Origin of the sequence: Natrialba aegyptia DSM 13077, assembly GCF_000337535.1 — an archaeon.
GTDB lineage: Archaea > Halobacteriota > Halobacteria > Halobacteriales > Natrialbaceae > Natrialba > Natrialba aegyptia.
In genome coordinates, this window is the sequence record NZ_AOIP01000007.1 from 40374 (window position 1) to 61271 (window position 20898).

Consider the following 20898-nt stretch of genomic DNA (forward strand, 5'->3'; position numbering starts at 1 on the left):
CTGTCGAATCCGCCCGCAGCGTTACTTTACTCCCCCTCGCCCGACGGCAACCGATACGTCGGTCCCTCGTCCGTATCCTGTACTTCGATCCCGAGCGCCTCGAGTTCGTCGCGCAGGTCGTCGGCGCGCTCGTAGTTGCCGCCGTCGCGCTCGCGTTCGCGTACGTCGAGCACGAGATCGACGACATCGCCGGCGAGGGCGGCGCTTCCGGTCGTATCCCCGGTGAAGGAGAGCCCGAGGACCCCGCCGAGCTCTTCGAGGGCGTCGACGGCCCGGCGGAGACCACGGTAGTCGTAGCCCTTGTCCTCGTCCGCTTTCTCACTCGCACTCGCACTCCCACTCTCGCTGCCGCCGACCGTCGGCTCGTACGCTTCGAGATGCCGATTCGCCGCCGAGGCGATCGACAGCAGCGCCGACTGCGCCTCGCGCGTGTTGAAGTCGTCGTTCATCGCCATCCTGAACTCGTCCCGGGCCGTCTCGACGGCCGCGCGAAACTGCTCGTCTTCGACTTTCGTCCGTGCGTCCGGCGAGTCGACGGCCTCGGCGGCCGCCTCGTGGGCGCGCTCGAGTTGGTCCCAGCGTTCCTCGGCCTCGGCGATGGTCTCGTCCGAGTAGAGCTGCGTGCTGTTGTACGAGCCCGCCGTCAGGAACGTCCGCAGGACGTTCGTCCCCCACCGGTCGACCGCCTCGTCGACGGTGACGAAGTTGCCCAGGCTCGAGGACATCTTCTCGTCGTCCATCTGGAAGAGTTCGCAGTGGAGCCAGTAGTTGGCGAAGCGCTCGCCGGTCGCGGCTTCTGACTGGGCGATTTCGTTTTCGTGGTGGGGAAAGACGAGGTCGCGGCCGCCGACGTGGATGTCGAGCGTCTCGTCCAGGTGGGTCATGCTCATCGCGGAGCACTCGATGTGCCAGCCGGGGCGGCCCTCGCCCCAGGGGGAGTCCCAGGTTTGCCCCGCGGGCGGGTCGCCGCCGTGGTCGACGCCCTCGTGGCGGTGTTCGGCGACCGCGTCTGCGTCGACGCCGTCGGCCTTCCAGAGCGCGAAGTCGGCGGGGTGGCGCTTCTCCGAGCGCTCGTCGGGATCGCCCTGGGACTCGATCTCGTCTATGTCCTGGTTCGAAAGCGTGCCGTAGTCCTCGAAACTGGTCACGTCGAAGTAGACCGAGCCGTTTGATTCGTAGGCGTAGTCCTTCTCGACCAGCGTCTCGACGAGGTCGATGATTTCGGGGACGTGCTCCGAAACGCGCGGGTAGACCTCCGCACGAAGGAGGTTGAGCGAGCGCATGTCCGCGAGCGTCCGTCCGATGTACGTCTCGGCCACGTCGGCCTCTTCCTCGCCCAGGTCGTCCTCGCCGACGCGGGCGACAATCTTCTCGTTTACGTCCGTAAAGTTCTCGACGTGGCGCACGTCGTAGCCGATGAACTCGAGCCAGCGGTGCATGACGTCGACGTGGACCCACGAGCGAGCGTGGCCCAGATGGGGTGGGTCGGAGACCGTCAGGCCACAGTAGTAGAGCAAGACGTGCTCGGGGTCCTGTGGCTCGAACGGCTCCGTTTCACCCGTCAACGTGTTCGTCACGTGCAGGGTCATTACGAAGGTGTACCCGTGGCCCGTAGTTAAACGCTGTCAATGCCGTACTGCGGGGACAGTGTATCGAGACCAGCAGACAGCGGACTACGTCGCAGGAACGCGGTCGAGTGCATCCTCGACCGTCCGGACCGCGTTCGCGCCGTCGAGCCGGTCGACGATCACGATCAGCGTCTCGTCGCCGACGGCGGCCGCCACCGTGTCGATCTCGGCAAGTGCGAGCCGTTCGAGTGTCGTCGCCAGTGCCATCGCGTCGATCGCACCCGTCGCGTAGATCGCCGTCAGATCGCCGCCGTTCGACCCAAACGGCGTGCCGCCGACGGTGATGAGTTCACTGGCGGGGTCATCGCCGTCGACGATTCCGATGCCGCTTTCCATTCTGACGCTGACACCGAGCGATTCGGGGTCGTACGCCGGCAGTTCGTCGGCGTACCGACGCAGTGCCGTGGCAATCGCGTCTACGTCGCCCTCGACGTCGAGGAATCGCGCGGCGGCGGTGTAGTTGAGGACACCCGTTCGAAGGGCGGTATGGAGAAACGGGTGAGCCTCGACCGCACGCCGCGTCTCGGCTGCCAGTGACATTCTGTCCGGGTGCTCGAACCCGGCGCGTATAAAGACGCCGACTGGCGCTCGGACGCCGAGCGTTCGCCGACGCCGGCGACCGGGGCGCTTTTGCCCCGAGCGTCCAAGTTCTCTGTATGGATCCAGCGGATGTCGCAGCCATCATCGAATCGGAACTCGCAGACGCCGAGGCAACGGTTTCGCGCGCCCGCGGCGAACACGACGACGACCATTTGAAAGCGACCGTCGTCTCCCCCGCGTTCGAGGGCCAGTCGCTGGTCCAGCAACACCAGCAGGTCTACGACGCCCTCGACGATCACATGACGACCGATATTCACGCGCTCGAACTCTCGACGTACACGCCCGACGAGTACGAGGAGTGACTGGCAGGAATCGGAAGCCGGCGGTACTGACGAGTTCAGCCGAAGCCGCCGAACCCGTCGAGAATCGAGAGTTGAGCGTTAGTGGTCGATAGTCAGCATGCAGCGCCGAACGGAACTCCGACTCTCGAATCCGGAACCGCAGGTTTCTCCTTCGCTCCTGATACGATAGTCGTATGGAATCGCTTCACACCCGGATCAGACTGCTCTGGATCGCCGAGGTGACGATCGGTGCAGTCGTCCTCGGAATCGCCCTCGCCGCCGTCAATTCGCTGTTCATCAGCGTGCCGGTCGCCGCGCAGGCCGGGGTCGTCGTCGTGGGCATCGTCCTCGGGAGCGCCTACGCCGTTCGGCGCTACCAGGTCTGGCAGTTCGACCTCCAACCCGACGCGCTCTACCTCGAACGCGGCGTCGTAACCTTCGTCGAAACCGCCGTCCCCTTCGTCCGCGTCCAGCACGTCGACACCCAGTTCGGGCCGATCGAACGCGTCCTCGGCCTCTCGAGCGTCGTCGTCTACACCGCCGGCACGCGAAACGCCGACGTTCGCATTCCCGGGCTCACACCTGACCGCGCGCGAGAACTACAGGATACGCTTCGCGACCTCGCCGTCGAGAGCGAGGCCGACGACGCCGTCTGAACTCGATAGTATGAGTGACTCACTGAACCGACTGCATCCGCTCAGCGCGGTGACGTACGCCCTGCAGCACGGGTTCGTCTGGCTCTGGATCCCGGTGACGCTGCTTCTCGTTCTGGCGGGCGTGTTCGACCCGATTCGCGCAGGGTGGATTCCCTTCGTCGCACCGGTTGGCTTTCTCGCGGGTGTCGCCTACGGTGTCGTCTATTACTACCGATTCGGATACGCCGTGACGCCGGACACCGTCGATGTCTCGTCGGGTGTCGTCGCCCGTCGGTCACGCGAAATCCCCTACAGGCGCATCCAGAACGTCGACATCAAACAGGGCGTCATTCAGCGAGTGCTCGGTCTCGCCGTCGTCTCGATCGAAACCGCCGGCGGCGGCGACAGCGAAGCGACGCTAAACTTCGTGGGCGAGGCCGAGGCGACGCGACTACAGCGGGAGATCCGCCGCCGGACTGCGGACAGCCGGGAGCGGCGGCGGTCTCGGGACGAGCAGACGGCGGAATCGGAAGCGACGACCGACGCGAGTGAACTCGCCGATACCGGTCCGTCTGGCGACTCTTCTTCGACTCCAGTTCGAACGCCCGACTCCGAGTCATCCTCGCCGTCCGCGGGGCCCGAACCGAGCGAAGCGGGTGAACCGGGCGAACCGAGTGACACGGGTACGGACGAGTTCAGTGAGCAGCGGCGGCAGCCGCTGTTCGCCCTGCAGCCGCGCGAACTGTTGTTGTACTCGTTTACGTCGGTCCGGGCCGCGGCGGTTGCAGGGGTGATGTTCGTCTTCTTCCTCGCGACGGACTCGATTTTCGGATACCTGTTGACCGTGGCCGAACCGGTCGGCGGGCCGGCGGATCTCGGCAGCGGGACGGTGGGTAGTTACGGCGTCTTGACGCTGGTCTCGCTGCTGAACGGGATCGGCGTCACGTACGTGTTGAGCGTCGCCTACACGTTCGGAACGTACTACGACTTCCAGCTCGGTCGGGTCGGCGATGACTTCGTCTACGAGCGCGGCCTGCTGCAGCGCTATAGCGGCTCCATTCCGTCGGAGAAGGTCCAGTCGGTGACGATTACGGACAATCCACTCCAGCGGCTGATCGGCTACGCCGGGCTGTGGGTCGAGACCGCCGGGTACGGCCCCGACAGCAACGGCGGCAGTCAGTCGGCCGTCCCGCTCGCCAGACGGGAACGCGTCCACACGTTTACGGAGAACCTGACCGGCGTCGAGACGCCGACGTTCCAGCGACCGCCACCGCTCGCGCGGCGGCGCTATCTCGCCCGGTACTCGCTGCTTGCCGGCCTGATCGTTCTGGTCGCGTTCGGCATTACACAGGTGACGATCTTCGATCGCTGGTACCTCGCCGCCGTTGTCTTCCTCGCAGTCCCGCCGGCGGCGCACCTGCGCTACGTCCACCTCGGCTACTACGTCGGCGACGATCACATCGTGATTCGCCGCGGCTTCTGGAAACGACAGACGACCGTGATCCCCTACTACCGCATCCAGACGGTCTCGACGCGCCGGTCGGTCTTCCAGCGGCGACTCGGCCTGGCCTCGCTCGTCATCGACACCGCGAGTTCGCGGACGATGACCCGATCCGCGCCCCGGATCTACGACATCGAACTCGCGGATGCGCGAGAGACCCATCAGACCAGCCGCGAGCGATTGCAAACGGCGCTTCGGGAGCGCGCGGCCGCGGACGATCCGGGTGTTTCGGTGGATTTTACCTGACTGACCGAGTGGCCCCGCGTATGGGATCTACAGACGGTAGCGACGGAGAGAAATCCGGTGACAACGGCGAGTTCCGCATCGAGGAGGACAGTCTCGGCGAGATGGCGGTTCCGACGGACGCCTACTGGGGCGCACAGACCCAGCGGGCGATCGAGAACTTTCCGATCTCGGGAATCTCGTTCAGTCGCCGCTTCGTCCGCGGGCTCGGCGTCGTCAAGAAGGCCGCCGCGCAGGCGAACCGCGACCTCGACCTGATCGAAGACGACGTCGCGCAGGCCATCATTGCGGCCGCAGACGAGGTCATCGCCGGCGAACACGACGACCAGTTCCCGGTCGATATCTTCCAGACCGGCTCCGGGACCTCGTCGAACATGAACGCCAACGAGGTCATCGCAAACCGCGCCGCCGAGCTCATGGGCGCGGAAATCGGCGACCGCGTCGTGCACCCGAACGACCACGTCAACTACGGCCAGTCCTCAAACGACGTGATCCCGACCGCGATGCACGTCGCTTCCCTCGAAGCCGTCGAGAAGGACGTCATCCCCGCGCTCGACACGCTCCGCGAGGCGCTCGAAGAGAAGGAAGACGAGTTCGACGACGTCGTCAAAACCGGCCGCACGCACCTGCAGGACGCAACTCCGGTCACGCTCGGCCAGGAGTTCTCCGGCTATCGGACGCAGGTCGAAAAGGGACTCTCCCGCGTCGACAAGGCCCGCGAGCACCTCGCTGAACTCGCACTCGGCGGCACCGCGACGGGAACCGGCCTCAACACCCACGAAGAGTTCCCCGGCCGCGCGGCCGAGTACATCACCAAGGAAACAGGCGTCCAGTTCCGCGAGGCGGACAACCACTTCGAAGCCCAGGCGGCCCACGACGCGATGAGCGAGGCTCACGGCGCACTCCGAGTGGTTGCGGGTTCGCTGAACAAGATCGCCAACGACCTGCGCCTGCTCGCCTCCGGGCCGCGCAACGGTCTCGGCGAGATCGAACAGCCCGAGAACCAGCCCGGCTCCTCGATCATGCCCGGCAAGATCAACCCCGTCGTCGCCGAGGCCGTCAACCAGGTCCACAAACAGGTCGTCGGCAACGACGCCGCCGTCTCCGCCGGCGCTGCGGAGGGCCAGATCGACCTCAACCTCTACAAACCCGTCCTGGCGCACAATTTCCTCGAGTCCGCCGAACTCATCTCGAACGCGAGCCAGGTCTTCGCCACCCGGTTCGTCGACCCGCTCGAGGCCAACGAGGAGTACTGCGCGGACCGCGTCGAACAGTCGATGGCGATGGCCACCTCGCTGAACGTCCACATCGGCTACGATAAGGCCAGCGAGGTCGCAAAGACGGCCCTCAAGGAAGGCAAGACCGTCCGCGAAGTCGTCCTCGAAAAGGGCTACCTCGACGAGGACGAGGCCGACGAAGTGCTCGATCCCGCGAAGATGACCGAACGCGGCATCTTGGGTCAGGACGACTAATCTGAGACTCCGTCTGACTGTCTTTCCTTTCGGCTGCGCTTCTCTACTACCACCTCTCCAACACCACTCTCTGGAAGCCACTCTCCTTTCTGACCCCTGATGCGAATTGTTGCGTTCTTCCTGCTCTCGTATGCCCCACTCTCTGTGCTTGCACGTACCAACAATCGATGTACTCGTTTCTGCGTAGTATCAGCACCTGACCAGTATTTGTTTCCGAACGCTCGATCACGAATCAGCCTAATGGAGCCGTATCACTGATGATTTCTGCGGAATAAAAATACCCAAGCAGTTTTGGGGGATGCTCGCGTCAGACATAATATGCACACCTGTCGTAACTGCAACCAGTCGTTCCAGACTGAACTCGCACTCGAACTTCATCGCGACACCTGTCAGGACGGACAACTGTTCTGTCAGGTCTGTGGCGACCGTTTTCGAGAAGCCGACGCCACACAGGACGGGTGGCACTACGAGTGCCCGAACGAGAACTGCGACGGCGACGGCCTCCAACAGGATCTCTACCGCGTCGAAGACGTCCGCGCCGCGACGCACTGAACTCGGCCTCGTCTAGCACAGGCTACCCCGTTCTCTTCCTGTAGTCCTCGAGTGCTCCCCCGCTTGAGTTCTCTGTTTCAGTTCTCCACTCTACTTCTTCGCACGCGGTTATGGCGGGAACCGTATTGGTATAGCGATATTAGATTTATTAGATCGAAATCACACACCATAAACATAACATGACTACCAAGAATCGTTGTATCACTACGTACTAGCGCCCGATTGCGACCGTCGTTTACCGTCGCCGACTGATCCGACACCTCCTCGCCGATCCGGTATTCACCCTCGAATCTACGGGTCGGAAGACAGCACACCAATAGATACCGGAAGATCCGTCTCGATTTCCGAGTTCACCTGCAGTCTCCCGTCGTGTTCGGAGCTGTTCTCGAGGCCAGTAACGCTGGCTCGAACGGGGCATCAGTTGCCCTCGTTGTAGTCGACGCTCGAATTTGACGACACCTGTACTGTCGGTGTGGTTTCGCCACCTGAATTCCTCGCAAGGTATCGGTCTTCAATCCGGCTGTCGACCGAGGACGATCTCCCGCCTTCGGCAACGGTCCACAACGGTCTGTGTCCGGTCTCCGCATCGAACTCGGGCGGTCCGTTCTCGCCATCGCTGTCCCAGTATTCCGAGGCGCCATTGCTTCCCGCACCGATCCAGTTCGACTACGGCACCGTCCGTTGCCGCTCTGTCTCTCCTCGCGGAATCACCACCCTAACTGACTATGGCTGTCGATCGCGACGAATTCGAACCCATACTGAACTCGCGGATGAGTGTCTCGCACTGCCAGCCAGGGACTATCGTGACTTGTACGGTTCACCGCCGTACAAACGAACTGTGGACACTCTAATCGGCCGCCTCGTTCGGTCTTCGTTTTTCTATTCGTTCGGTGCTTCATCCGCTCACATACGTCTCACAGGTCCGTCTTCCGCTCTTTCTCACTCCTGAACCACTGGTCGTCCTTGGCCACACGCTGCCGTGTCTCCCGGTCTCGTTCTCGATTCGAGAGCGTCGCAAGCCGAACCGGTCTGGTGCACTACTCGCACCGGCAGCCCCGCCCGAAAGAATCGATGCCAGTCGATGCGAACCGTCCTCTCTATATTGTCCCCTCCCTTTCGATTGTGCCGTCCCGACAAACTAGAAAAGCGAGGCAGTCGTCTTCCGCTGATTCACCTTCGCCTCTCTTGTTTTCCACTCGAATGGATTGGCCTCCATTCCACACCGTCCAAACCGTGCATATCGATCTGCTCGCTATCGTTCGGCTGAGTCTCGATCGAGACTCCCGAGTGCATTCAACCGAGCGATTCTGACTCCGCCATCGAGTTCGTCTTTCTCAGTTGCCAACACCGGGTTGTTCTCTTCGCTCTCGAACAGTATTAATATCCGAATACATAGCACCTCCACTGAAGGACTTGTATCTTGATTTATGCCCCGTTAGATATCCTAATCCTAATTGGTGTCACCATAATTGCGACACTAGTGGTATCAATAGATGAGATAAGCTCACTTAGCTCGAATAATGGGAATATTGAATATCACGGCGTGTGATAACCATCGTATGAGCGATTCGGCCGATACATCTAGAAAATCTGTTAAGACATACGTCCCAGCATATCAGAAAGACGAATGGCAATCTCACGCCGACGAACTCGGTATGAGTCAGAGCGAGTTCGTTCGGACGATGGTCCAGGCCGGTCGAAAGGGCCTCGAACCCGCAATAGCGGAACCCGAATCTCCGGGGTCAAACCCTGGGGGTAACGGACTCGAAACACAGGTCCTCGAATTACTGTCAGCTGACACGTATTCGTGGGACGAACTCCTCGAAGCAGTCAGCGACGACATCGAGTCACGACTCGACGAGACGCTCGAGCAACTGCAGGCGGACAACCGCATTCGATACAGCGGCCGCCACGGCGGCTACACGACGACTGGCGACGGTGGTAGTGATGGCAACTGAGGGTGCCGAGGACGTGGATGCCCCGATCGCGTACTTCCTCGACGATCAGCGCTACCATGGGAAGAGCGAACGGACGCTCGAGGCCTACGAGCGCGTCCTTCGTGAATTCGAGTTATTCGTCGAACAGGAGTTCGAGGCGATTGAGACCATTGGGGAGGCAGACCGGCGGGCCTGTATGGCCTGGATCCACTCCCTTCGCGGCCAGTTCGAATCGAGTACCATCGCGACGTATGCGTCCTATCTCAACCGCTTTTACGACTATATGACCCGCATCGGTGCGTTTGACGAGAATCCAATGGCACTCGTCATGGAGGAACTGTCCGAATCTATCGATACGAACCCGACCAGACGCGAACTCTCCATCAGCGATATGCAGGCGTTCGTCGCCTCGATCGTGCATCCGCTCGAGCGAGCCGTCGTTGTCATGCTGCTAAAGACGGGAATGCGCGTCGGCGAACTCTGTAACCTCGATTTGCGAGATTTACACGGCGAGTTCAGCTCGCTCGAACTCGAGTGGACGCCTCGCGTTGAACTCGACCAGCGGCCGTCGTCGGTATATGTGTCTGCGGAGCCGGCACGCGGGACCGTGGTGAACGGCGAAGAGCGGACGGCCTCGAACAAGCGAAAGCGAGAGACCGTTATTCCGGTAGACACGGAGTTACAGGCCGTCTTGCGCGAGTGGTTGGCTATCCGCCCCGACCCGGTTTCACCGGCGAGGGCACTGTTTCTCGATACCGGTGAGACGTGGGGTGAGCGCTTGACGCCATCCGATGTGCGCTATATCGTCGAGAAACACGCTCGCGAACAGGGGTGGTACCGAACTGGCGGCGGAACGACCGAAAACGTCACGCCGCATTACTTCCGGCACTTTTTCACGACCCACTTACGTGACCGGACGGGGGATCGCGGCATCGTTCAGTATCTCCGCGGTGACGTTGCCGGCGACGTGATCGACACGTACACCCACAACTGGGGAGATCGTGTTCGAGAGACCTATCTCGACCATATTTACCGGGTAACGGTCTAGTTTCTGTCCGATGTGTCGGTACGAGTTCAGCGATCCACGTGATGTCGCTGTCTGTTCTCGGCCGGATAAATCACATTCCGATATATAGAAACCGGGAATTTCGACCCGCAGCGGTGGCTTGAATGCGAATGGAATCCACTACTGCGCGGGTATTTGTCGGTAGTCGGCCTATGCTTGCAGTGACAGAGGAGCCATTGGCTCGAACTCTTCACCCAGTTGGTGTCGGTGGCTCCGCCGACAGTGTAGCGGACGATGGAGAATCGAACGGGGTTGAAGTGCATCGCCGGCCGGTATCTCCGTCTCGTGAACTGTGACGGGAACGCCGGTGGTTGGCATCTGTGTATGCGTGTGTGGATGTGGCTTGCGTGGTTACTCTACAATTCCTTTCCGGACGAATGCGCGGTGAGGATCGATACAGAATCCGAGGCGGTTTGGAAGGAACGAGTGCAGTCGCCTCGGCCTCAAGAGTCTCGGTTATCGACGGTTAGTTGTCGGGAATCTCTACGGTTTTCGTCTGTTTGGGTGGTTCGGTGGATGCGCTGGGCGAAGCCGCCTCATCTGTGGGGGTCTGTCGGGGTTCGTCGCTCTGGTCTGCACTGTGCCACGTCTCGGCGGGGAGTTCGCGCTCCTCGATGGCGTCTTCGAGGTCGCGCATGAACGTCGCGACGGTGTTGCCCATGATGTAGACGGGACGTTCGTTCTCCAACAGCGATTGGAGCACGTCGTCGGCTGGCGTCTCCGTCTCGTGAACCGTGACGGGGAACGCCGCCTTCCGAGCGAACGCACTCGTCGTTCCGCCGGCGACGTGGACGCGATCGAAGACCGGGTCGTCCCGATCGTACAGGTCATTGAGGTAGTGCAGGAACGAAACTGATCGTCCCCGTCTGTCACCGCGGAGGTAAAGGAACGGCTCGATGCGGTCTATCGCCGGGTCTTTTGCGAAGAGTGCTTGGCGTATCATCTCCGTGCTCTGGACGTCGTTGACTTCCGCTGCGTTGTAGACGCGTCCGCCGGCGAGCTGTTGCCATTCGACGTCCATTTGGTTGCGATACACTGCGAGTTCGTCGTCCGTCAGCGGGACTTCGTCGATAGCCCGCAGGATTTCGTTGAGCGCGTATATCGACTCGATGCCGGGAATGTGTTCGTATTGTTCGGGGACTGTAACGTGGCTCACGGTCGCGTTTCGGCGGGCGATTTCGGTCTCGAGAAACTCCCGTATGTGTGGGTCCTGTTCGGCATTGATGACGTGGGTTCCTTCCGGGATTGCGCGGACCAACCCGCGAGCGACCTTGTACCGGTCGCTGCCGAGGGTCGACAGATGGTCCTCGCGAACGTTGCTCAGCACGACGACGTCGGGATCGACGAATCGATCGTTTACCATTCGGGTGGTATACGAGGTGATCGCCTGGTTTTCGACGACCAGTGCGTCGGCTGGCGTGTGCGAACGGATCTCCTGTTCGTTCTCGTAGAGCGTGACGCGGTGACCGCGAGAAATCGGGTGGGTCTCTCCCGAATGGATCGAGACCGGACGGTTTCCGGTTACCTTCGCGAGCACGTCGTACTCCCTGTTATAGAGGATGTCGTAGACCCATCGGGTGAGACTCGATTTGCCGCGAGTTCCCGAGATCACGATCTGCGTATCGATACCGTCGAGTCGACGGCTATGGCGTATCCCGCGAAGACACGCGTGTTTCACATCGCGTACTGCGTTTTCGATCGTGCGTACGATATCCGTTGTGCGAGTTATACCGAGTGGAGAGCTTGCGTTTTCCTGTTTGTCGCTCATGCGAGCACCTGTCTGGTGTGATAGTTGGCGATCGGTTGTCGACGCGTTTCGAGACGATGTGCACAGTAGATCCCGAGCAGAACGGCACCGAGCAGGACGGCGAATTCAATGGCGGATACCGTGGTTAGGATGCCGGTTCCCCGCGGCTCGACGAACGTTCTCGTCCCGGAGAGGAGCAGGGCGTAAAGCGCCGCTCCGAGAGCGGCCGATTCGAGGCGTTCAGCGGGTGCGACGCGGTGGATGTTGTACGCGCTAATTCCCGCGAGCAGGACCGTAAAGTAAAGCGCGAAGCCGACGCTGACGGGGACGACGGCCGCGACGAGAACGCCGTATAGCATCGTCGTAACAACACTGAGGCTCAGCAAGACGCGCCCGTAGATCAGGGTGACCGCGTTGATCGCGGTGATGGATGCGTAGACGACGACCACGCCGGCGAGGAACACGCCGAGCGTCCACGCGTTCGCGATCGAGAGGGCGACGAGAAGCGGAATCGCGATCAGTCCGCCGAGTCGGACACCCCACCGGGCGTGTGCTAGTTCGGAGAGGACGAGCCCGCCGAGGAACAAGCAGAGCATCCAGACCCGAGCGATCGTCGTCGTCGTGGGAACCGAACCGGCGACTGCGTTCCGATACTGAGCAATGTCGGAGGCCGGTGTAAAGAGGATGGACGTGAGGCTCGAGCGGAGGTGCGTGGCAAGCGTCGGCGAAACGAGCGCGGCCGCGATGGCCACTAATCCGACGAACAGTCCGGCGCTCACGAGGAGATCGAGACGGCGATCCTCCGGATCGAGTTTGTGATAGTTATACGCGGCAATACCGGGTAAGATGGTCCCGGTGAACGCGAGTTCGACCGTGGAGCCGAGGATCGCCCACCGATTGAAAACGAGTGCGAGAGTCACCGGACCGAGCGCGCCGGCGGCGAGACTCACGAGCAGTAGTTGGCGGCCGTAAATCAGCGTGTGCCGTCGAATAAGACCGACCAGGCAGTACGCGAGAGTCGCCGTGACGAGGAATAGTGGTAGCGCTTCGAACGAATACAGCGAGTACACGGCGAGGAGTGGGACGACGATCACGCCGCCCATTCGGAGTCCTCGGTACTGTGTGACGCCGATACCGATCGCAATGCCGAGAATCGTAATTGCTGCTGCAACGATCATGTACTACGCTCCGTTCCGATTTTCGCAGATCTCTGCTCTCCAGTGTGGCTGTACCGAAGTTCGTACCCGGTACGAATCACCGTAGATTTTGTCATACACGCAAGTGGAAAGTTGCGATGACATCATCTTAATACTTTATACCATGTTCTTTAGTTTTGTATTTTCAAAATAATTACTCTGGTGATACTATTGGCTATAAGTAATAGTGATATCTGTTGGCATACTTCCTGGGAAGAAACAACGGGTAGAGCTATATTCTTAGATATCTGTTGTATAAACTCACCCCAACGAGTATATCGTTCTCAAGAGCCATTTTATAAATTACATGTCAGAAACTACAGGTGGAACATGTGTGGTGGTTTATACCAGCCACTTCATTACCCATCTCTCAGTGATTTCACACCGTCGGGCACATCGAATGTTCCCGTTTCCGACGGTTACCGTTCGACGCCGAGTTCAGTATCGAGATCACCGTTCAATAACGCGCGAACGTCCCGTACTGCGGTAGTTACTTCGGGAGTGCTCTCTAGCAGGACGGTTTCGCTCGGGAACAACTGTTCGCCGAGAAGCAGCCCGTGCTCGCGGGCGGTCGAACCCGTTACCGTCAGGTAGACGCCGACTCCGGTGTCGGCGATCGCCGCCTCCTCCTCGCGACCGTCGGCCGGATACCTGAACTCGACATCTTCGAGCGCGCTCGTCCCGAGGACGGCCCGGACGAGTCGCTCGTACCGCGGTTCGATACAGAGCGGGCCGTCGTACTCGGCGAGAAAGTTCCGGTCGAGCGACGTCGCAGACGGAACTGCTTCAGGACTGGCCATCAGCGTGTGATAGACGGTATCCCCGAGTCCGGTGACGACCTGCACGTCGGTATCCGCGGGATCGATCCGAGCGTTCACGTCGGCGATTCGGTCGAGCGGCTCGGGTCGGAGTTCGACGACTTCCTCCAGCACGAGATCGGCGCTGTCGAACCCGAGTGCGAACTCGTGGGTGCGAAGCGAGCGGAACGGTTCCTCGCGACCGACGAGTTGAATTGCGGTATCGTCGGTGGGCACGTCGAGACCGGCGGCGTCGTCGAGCGGGATCGTCACGCTGTCGAAGACGATCCGACGGGGCTTTCCGGCGCGGGTGTCCCGAACGAGGGTGTATTCGGGTTCGGTCGGGTCGTCGACAGCGCTGTAGTCGGCGAGACGATGGTAGACGTTTTCCTCCGCAGGATCGAGCGTTCCCTTGGTCAGGGCCTTTTCGTGGCGAAGCGTCGACGAAATCTCGTCTGCGAGGTCGGCGATATCGAGTCGGCTCGCCAGGCGGTCGAGGACCGACTCGAGCGGTCGTCCTTTTCGAGGAACGGCGATCGGGATCGTCTCGCCCATCGACGAGTTCTCACCTGGCGAGGGATAAACGAGTTGCGTTTCGTGCGGTAGTTGTGTGGGTCCGTTTCGCAGGACGTTCGCTGTCGTCTCCCGTCACCCGAGGGATTGTCGAAATACGGCGGTGGAGACTTACGAATCCGAGAACATCGACCCGAGCTGGTCGCGCCACTCCTGAATGTCGGTGACCTCCCCACGGACGTCGTCGAGTTCGTCTTCGACGGTTTCGAGGTCATCTTCGACCGTCTCGACGTCCGATTCGACGGTCGACACGTCGGATTTGACGGCGTCGATCTCCGTCGAGAGATCGTCGATGGACGCGGACAGGTCGCTCTCGAGGCTGTCGACAGTTTCGGCGAGATCGTCGACGCGCGAATCGACGCTGGAAACGTCGTCGTCGACGCCGTCGAGGTCGGCTTCCAGTTGCTCGACATCGGAATCGACAGTATCGAGGTTGGTTGCGACATCGTCCACGTCGGTTTCGATGCGATCGGCCCGCGAGTCGAGTTCGTCGACGGTGTCCGCGGTAGTCGCGAGGTCGTCCTCGATGTCGGTGGTCCACTCGGTCAGCGTTTCGACCTCGGTTTCGAGGCTCGCGACCTGCGAGTGGGTTCCCGAGAGGCGGTCGTCCATCGACGCGAGGTCGTCCTCGAAGGCGGCGAGTTCACTTCTGAACTCGTCGATGATCTGCTCGTCGGTGCCGTTCTCGCCGAGGAACGTTTCGAGGGCGTCCGTGTAGGCGGCGACCTCCTCGACGCGGGACTGGAGGTGGTCGATTCTGGCGAGATCGGCGCTCGTCGGCGTGGTCGTGTCGGATTCGGTGGCTTCGTCGTCCGTGTCCGTGCTGTCGAGTTCAGTTCGGAGGACTGCGAGGTCGTCCTCGTCGAGATCGTCGTTGCGGATTTCGGCTGCGAGTTGCGCGCCGAGCGGGCGGGCGGTGTCTGCGTCCGTCTCTGCCCCCGCGACCGGAGCCGCGTCGGATTCGGACACCGCGTCGGTGTCGGACGAATCGGTCGAAGCGGCAGCAGCGTCCGTCTCCGTTTCCGTCCCCGTCGGTGGGGCGTCAGTGTCGTCGGTGTCAGCCGGGGCGGTCTCGGGTTCGGATTCCGCGCTTCGCTCCGATTCACCCGTCACCGGCGTCTCGTCACCCGTATCTCCGTCTGTCTCGGTCGACGCAGCCGCGTCGTCCGCGACCTCGAGTTCGTCGGTGGTGTCGGTATCGTCTTCCTCGGGTGCGGTGTCAGCCGGGTCGCCGCTGTCGTCCGTCTCGCTATCCAGATCGAGTTCGAGTCCCGGACCGTCATCGTCCGGTTCGAGTTCGAGCGCTTCGGCGTCGGATTCGTCCGCGTCCGCGTCGGCCGCCGACTCGTCGCTGAGTGCGCTCGATATCGTTTCGTCCTCGTCGAGATCGGTGAGGTCGTCGTCCTCGAAGCCGAGGTCGATGTCCGGCGTCTCGTCGGATTCGTCACCGGACGGCTCCGAGTCCGAATCGGGTTCCATGTCGATATCGCCGAGGTCCAGGTCCAGATCGCCGGACTCTTCGAGCGGGTCGGCCTCGTCGTCGGGCGTCAGATCGAGCGGTTCGGTCTCGTCTTCGAGTTCAAGATCGAGGTCGCCATCGGACGGCGTCTCGGCTGTGTCGTCGTCCATCTCGGTAGCTGTGTCTGCAGTCGGCTCGTCGGCCGCTTCGTCGGGACCAGGATCGGCGTCCGTCGACTCTTCGTCGAGCCCCGGCACGGAGCCGGACTCACCGGCGATCATGTCTTTGACCGCCTGCGTGCGCTCGTCGGAGACGATGCTGTCGATGATGGCGTCATCGACCTCGTCACCGCCGGTGCTGGCGTCGGCCTCGGAACTGACCTCGACGATCTCCGGTTCGGTGAGGAATTCGGGGACCGTCTCCTCGTCGTCGATTCGAATGCCGTACACCGTCACGAGTTCGTCGCCCGGCTCGAGCGTGTGGGTGAACTCGACGCGGTTGTCCTGGAAGGCGGTCCAGTCCTCGCTGTAGTAGTCGGGGTGGAACCCGACCTTGTCCATCGGGAACGATTCGGGGATGTCTTCGGAGAGTCGGAATGCGACCTGCTCGTCGTGCTCCGATTCGATCTCGAACCGGAGGGCAGGTACGGGAAACTCGTCCGCCGCGAACGTCTTTTGGACGGTCAACCCGTCGGCACTGACCTCGATCACGTCGTCCGTGTCGGCGGTGCTACTCATGGGACCAACGTTACTAGACCATTACTATAAATGATACGGACGGTACCAGCTGCAATCACCGGCTAGCGTTTGCCATCGGCGGCTTCGGTGTCGTGGTGTCAAATCGAGACACTGCGAGCGAACCGACGATTTACGCGGGGAGGTCGACCCGGTCGCCGATCTCGATAATCTCGAGTTCCCGCGGGTAGTCGAAACTCTTTGCGTGGTGGTGGAGCACTTTCGGGTCCGCGGTCAGTCCTTTCCACATGTCCCAGTGAGTCGGTACCACGCGATCGAGTTCGAGCGCGGCGGCCGTTTCGACGAGCTGGTTCTCGTCGTTGTACCAGCGCGTTCGCTTCGGTTCGCGGGTCTCCTTGTCCGGAATCTGGCCGACGGAACCGAACGCGAGCACGCCGAGGTCGATGTCGTACGCCTCGCCGATGCGGTCGAACGCCTCGCCGGGTTTCGTGTCGCCGCCGTGGAAGACGGTTCCGGCGTCGTGTTCGAGGACGTAGCTCACGGGGTGGCTCGCGTCCGGGTCGTGGGCCGGCTCGACGTGCAGCGTGAACTCGCCGATTTCGATGGTGTCGCCCTCCGCCACTTCGGCGAGTTGCTCGTCGCGTACGTCCCACTCGTCGGTCCAGTTTTCGTCTTCGCGTGCGACCGCGAGGCTGTCGTCGGGCGCGTGGAACGTCGCGCCCGTATTTTCGAGGATCGGTGCCTGGCTCGGACCGTGAACGTGGTCCGTGTGCTCGTGGGTCGCGAGGACGGCGTCGGCCTCGGTCACGTCTGCGGGGGAGAACGGAACGGGGATCATCCGCACCGTCCGCGGCGGGTCGCCGAGTCCGACGTAGGGATCGATGAAGATCGTCGTTCCCTCGCGGCCCTTCACGATGAAGCCGTTACAGCCGAGGTACCAGATCGAGACGCCGTCCGGCGAGGCGTCTTCGACGTCGCGTACGAGCCAGTCGTCCCAGTCGCTGTGAACCATGGGTATCTGACTGCTGTGCGGACTGGCTGGGTAAGTGTTATTGTCTCCGTAGACTGATCGCCGGTGTGACATCGCGTCCGTACCCTCGCGCTACGGAGCCGCTGCTTTCGCTCGCCGGGACAACGCTAACGGAAATCACTCTTGGTGTCTGTCGGTGATGTCGGATCAGCTACTCGGTTCGGAGCCACAGCGACGGAGCATCCTGCAGACAATCGGCGGCGTCGGCGGCCTCGCACTGTTCAGTTCGGCGGCGTCGGGAGCGACGGCCGACTCCGACGACTGCGCCCCCGGCGCATCCGGTCGTCCCGACTATCGACTTCCCGAACTTCCCTACGCGTACGACGCCCTCGAACCACACATCGACGCGCGCATCATGGAACTCCACCACGGCAAACACCACCAGTCGTACGTCGACAGCGCCAACGCAGCAGTCGAAGAACTCGACGAAATGCGAGCGAACGAGGATTTCGAAGGGATTCGATCGACGAAGCGGGACTTCTCGTTCAACCTTTCCGGCCATGTCAATCACACGGTCTTCTGGGCGAGCATGAGTCCCGACGGCGGTGGGAGGCCAGACGGTGCCCTTGCGACGGCGATCGAGAAGCAATTCGGCTCGTTCGAGGCGTTTCAGGCCGAGTTCACCGCAGCCGCGACCGCGGTCGAAGGCGGCGGCTGGGCGATGTTGTTCTACGAACCGCTCGCGGACGCCCTGGTGATCGGCCAGGTCGAGGACCAAAACGAACTCGCCCATCAGGGCGCGACCCCGCTCTTGCCGCTCGATGTCTGGGAACACGCCTACTATCTGCAGTACGAGAACGACCGCGAGGCCTACGTGGATGCGTGGTGGAACGTCGTCGATTGGACCGCCGTCGGGCAGCGATACGAGATCCTCACCGAACTGCGATGCGGGCTGAACCAGGAGACTGGTGATACCGGTAATGCGACCGCTGGCTCCGACACTGCGACTGATACTGATGCTGATACTGATACTGATACTGATACTGATACGGATACGGATACGGACACCGACACCACCGCCAAAGACGCCGACCGCTCGAACTGAACTCGAGCTCCGGCTCGTGTCGAGTGAACTCGATAGTATTGGCTGTCGGTCGGCGGTCGGCGGTCGATAATCGCTGGTCGGCAGTCGATCCTACCGAGTATCGACCGCTTTCCGGTACCCGGCCACCGACCGAGTTCACCAGGTGCCGTGGAAGGTATCGAAGGAGAGTTCATCGAGCGGTTTGTTGCCGACGGCGATCTCGTACTCGCCGGGGGTGAGCATCGGTTTGTGGAACTGCGGGCCGTCGTCGGTCGTGATCCGTGGACAGCCGGTGTTGACGAAGGCGTCCATGTCGAAGTTGCGGAGTCGGTCGGGGGTGACTTCGTCCATCGTGATGAGGTAGGCGTCGTCGTTGTCGTCGATGATTGACTGCGCTTGATCCCAGCGCCCCTGACCGATTTTGGTACAGAAGATGACGCCCCACTTCTGGGCGTCCATGGCCTTGTGGACGGAGGCGTAGCGCTGTTTCATGAACTTCTCCGTATCCGCGGGGGTGACGACGTTGTTGACGGGGTCGGCGATGACGACGTGTTTGTCGGGGTGTTCCATCGCCAGCCCGAGGGGGTGGAACTTGCCGCCGCCGACGTAGAGAACTTGGTCCGCGGGCACGTCCGCGCTCGCGTAGTTGCAGCCGAGCACCTGGCCCTCGTGGGTGAGTCGCTCGTCTCCGCGGCGGCTGTGGACCTCGTAGCCGTGTTCTTCGAGGAAGGCGGTCATCTCCTCGTAGCGGTTCATGTGCTGGGCCGTCGTCACGAGGCCGACGTCTTCGGTGTCGTCCGGATCGTCGAGTGTTTCCAGGGCTTCCTCCATGATCGGGAGGACTTCGACGTTCGAGAACAGCGGCACGTAGATGACCTTGTCCGTGTTCTTCATCGGCGAGTGGCCGAAGTGGACGAACACGTCGGTCCGTTTCATCAGATAGGTGTCCAGGTCGCAGGCACCGTAACAGGGCTGGCCCGAGAGCATGAACGTCACGTCGTCGTCCGCGAGTTCGCGAAGGTCGTCGGCGACGGAGGGACCGCGGCGTTTGAGGCCCTCCGGGAACTGGAGCCCGACTTTTTCGGCGTCTCGTTCCTCGATGGCGTCGATGATTCGCTCGAGTTCGTAGTCCCACTCGCGGTCGTGCTTGAGTTGCATTCCGGTGTTCCGAAGGTCCCCCTCGGTGTACTCCGACTCCTGACTCATTGACCGTCCTAACGGCCACGAACGTATAACGGCGGCGCTTCTGGGTGTTGGGGGTGAGAGTAACTGCTGGCCAATGATTCCGGGTTGCTTTCGTAACCCACCGGGGAATGGTGCTGGTCACGGCTGGCCGATGTTGACGTCCGAGGGAGAACGGCGGAAGAGGCGCACGGGCGGGTGGTGAGCTGTCGTCAAATATATCCACTATATTGTATTTACTTTCTTCATACCCGTCCCAACAGTCATAGTACTGGAGTCTAAACGGGGTGGTAATGGCAGCGGAACGGCCCACAGACGGCTATCTCTTCGACCTCTACCGCCGATATATCGGCGAACCCGAGAGCAGGACGGATGTCTATCTCGGGTTTGGCCTGTTCCTCGGTGGCATCGGTCTGGCGGTCGTCGCACTGGTCCTCTTTCTCTGGAGTAGTACGTTCAGTAGATCGAATCCGGCGTACTTCACGTGGGTACGACCGGCCTACGCGCTCGGAATGCTGTCGCTTCCGGCGATGATTCTGGGCGTCGTCGTCCTCTTGCCGTCGGATCGGAAGGTCATCGGCATCTCGGGGGCCGGCGCGCTCGTTACCCTCGCGGCGACGATCGGCTTCCTGTTCGCGTATCCGGACAACTGGAACTTCATGGCCGAACGCGACTACACCGTCGAGGTAACGGCGACCTACGCGGTCGGACTCGCGGGGATCACCGCCTCGACGGGCGCGGCGCTCGTCGCTCACTACCTCGAACTGGCGCGCCAAACCGAGGCCGTCGACGCCGGCGATGAAGACGAGACGCCAACTGAGGACGACCCCGAGTTCAGCGACGCGGACATCGAGCGCGATATCGACGCGGCCATGGAGGGCGTTGAACTCTCCTGGGGCGGCGTCGAGAAGACGGAGCACAAGCGGCTGAGCTTTTCGGGGAACGAGTTCGACGGCGTCTCCGTCGACACGGATGCGGGGACGAAGACGACCCGATCGAGCGGCGTCGACGACCAGGTCGCTGGTCTCAAGGGGCTGAAAGGCGGCGAGACGAAGACGACGACCTCGCAGTCGACCGTGGACGATCAGACGGCGAAGTTGAAGGAACTGCGCGAGCAGCAACGCGAAGACGAGCAGTCGGCCGAGGGCGGCCGGCAGGGTGGCGTCGGTGCCAGCGCCGGCGATGGCCCGTTTGCACCGCTCACTGCCCTCCTTGAACGGGTTCGGTCGGCCGTTCGCCGCGAGTAGCGCGTGTAGCCTATTCAGACAGTAAATTCTTTG

17 protein-coding genes are annotated in these 20898 nt (G+C 61.7%); 9 read left to right on the forward strand and 8 right to left on the reverse strand.

Going from position 1 to position 20898, the window contains the following annotated elements:
• Positions 1-26: 26 nt before the first annotated feature.
• Both cysS and C480_RS00705 read right to left on the reverse strand, forming a co-directional pair.
• Positions 27-1589, reverse strand: coding sequence for a cysteine--tRNA ligase (gene cysS, locus C480_RS00700; protein WP_006663702.1), 1563 nt, complete (start codon positions 1587-1589; stop codon positions 27-29).
• Positions 1590-1673: 84 nt separating this feature from the next.
• Entirely contained in the window at positions 1674-2168 is a 495-nt protein-coding gene (locus tag C480_RS00705) for a DUF7523 family protein (RefSeq protein ID WP_006663703.1), read from the reverse strand.
• A 116-nt stretch (positions 2169-2284) separates the two neighbouring features.
• Between C480_RS00705 and C480_RS00710 the strand changes: the two genes are divergently transcribed.
• The 7 genes from C480_RS00710 (at position 2285) to C480_RS00740 (ending at position 9897) form a co-directional block, all read left to right on the forward strand.
• On the forward strand, positions 2285-2530 hold the full coding sequence (locus C480_RS00710; RefSeq protein WP_006663704.1) for a BolA family protein: 246 nt from the start codon (positions 2285-2287) through the stop codon (positions 2528-2530).
• A gap of 173 nt (positions 2531-2703) precedes the next feature.
• A complete protein-coding gene (locus tag C480_RS00715; protein ID WP_006663705.1) occupies positions 2704-3165 on the forward strand; it encodes a PH domain-containing protein in 462 nt (153 codons plus the stop codon).
• A 10-nt stretch (positions 3166-3175) separates the two neighbouring features.
• A complete protein-coding gene (locus C480_RS00720) occupies positions 3176-4891 on the forward strand; it encodes a PH domain-containing protein (RefSeq protein WP_006663706.1) in 1716 nt (571 codons plus the stop codon).
• Between the two features lie 20 nt (positions 4892-4911).
• Positions 4912-6360, forward strand: coding sequence for a class II fumarate hydratase (locus C480_RS00725; protein ID WP_006663707.1), 1449 nt, complete (start codon positions 4912-4914; stop codon positions 6358-6360).
• Between the two features lie 318 nt (positions 6361-6678).
• Positions 6679-6912 (forward strand): hypothetical protein, encoded by a 234-nt coding sequence (locus C480_RS00730; protein ID WP_006663708.1) that lies wholly within the window; start codon positions 6679-6681, stop codon positions 6910-6912.
• Between the two features lie 1559 nt (positions 6913-8471).
• The gene (locus tag C480_RS00735) at positions 8472-8870 is read left to right on the forward strand and encodes a DUF5805 domain-containing protein (RefSeq protein ID WP_049902986.1); all 399 of its coding nucleotides are present in this window, start codon (positions 8472-8474) and stop codon (positions 8868-8870) included.
• Positions 8860-9897 (forward strand): tyrosine-type recombinase/integrase, encoded by a 1038-nt coding sequence (locus tag C480_RS00740; protein WP_006663710.1) that lies wholly within the window; start codon positions 8860-8862, stop codon positions 9895-9897. The genes C480_RS00735 and C480_RS00740 overlap by 11 nt, the downstream gene beginning before the upstream one ends.
• Positions 9898-10381: 484 nt before the next feature.
• Here the strand turns inward: C480_RS00740 and C480_RS00745 are convergent, their stop codons facing one another.
• The 5 genes from C480_RS00745 to C480_RS00765 form a co-directional block, all read right to left on the reverse strand.
• Positions 10382-11593 (reverse strand): Mur ligase family protein, encoded by a 1212-nt coding sequence (locus C480_RS00745; RefSeq protein WP_241433770.1) that lies wholly within the window; start codon positions 11591-11593, stop codon positions 10382-10384.
• Positions 11594-11679: 86 nt separating this feature from the next.
• On the reverse strand, positions 11680-12840 hold the full coding sequence (locus C480_RS00750) for a poly-gamma-glutamate biosynthesis protein PgsC/CapC (RefSeq protein WP_006663712.1): 1161 nt from the start codon (positions 12838-12840) through the stop codon (positions 11680-11682).
• Positions 12841-13277: 437 nt separating this feature from the next.
• Positions 13278-14210, reverse strand: coding sequence for a hypothetical protein (locus C480_RS00755; RefSeq protein WP_006663713.1), 933 nt, complete (start codon positions 14208-14210; stop codon positions 13278-13280).
• A 129-nt stretch (positions 14211-14339) separates the two neighbouring features.
• On the reverse strand, positions 14340-16424 hold the full coding sequence (locus C480_RS00760) for a midas domain-containing protein (protein WP_006663714.1): 2085 nt from the start codon (positions 16422-16424) through the stop codon (positions 14340-14342).
• A gap of 130 nt (positions 16425-16554) precedes the next feature.
• Positions 16555-17394, reverse strand: coding sequence for an MBL fold metallo-hydrolase (locus tag C480_RS00765; RefSeq protein WP_006663715.1), 840 nt, complete (start codon positions 17392-17394; stop codon positions 16555-16557).
• 157 nt (positions 17395-17551) lie between these two features.
• On the opposite strand from C480_RS00765, the gene C480_RS00770 reads away from it, so the two are divergent.
• Positions 17552-18457 carry a superoxide dismutase gene (locus C480_RS00770; protein WP_006663716.1) on the forward strand — a complete coding sequence of 302 codons (906 nt, stop codon included), beginning with the start codon at positions 17552-17554 and terminating at the stop codon, positions 18455-18457.
• A 135-nt stretch (positions 18458-18592) separates the two neighbouring features.
• Here the strand turns inward: C480_RS00770 and dph2 are convergent, their stop codons facing one another.
• On the reverse strand, positions 18593-19642 hold the full coding sequence (gene dph2, locus C480_RS00775) for a diphthamide biosynthesis enzyme Dph2 (RefSeq protein ID WP_006663717.1): 1050 nt from the start codon (positions 19640-19642) through the stop codon (positions 18593-18595).
• A 269-nt stretch (positions 19643-19911) separates the two neighbouring features.
• On the opposite strand from dph2, the gene C480_RS00780 reads away from it, so the two are divergent.
• Positions 19912-20865: a DUF7139 domain-containing protein gene (locus tag C480_RS00780; protein ID WP_006663718.1), complete on the forward strand. Its 954-nt coding sequence runs from the start codon at positions 19912-19914 to the stop codon at positions 20863-20865.
• The last annotated feature ends 33 nt before the right edge of the window (positions 20866-20898 follow it).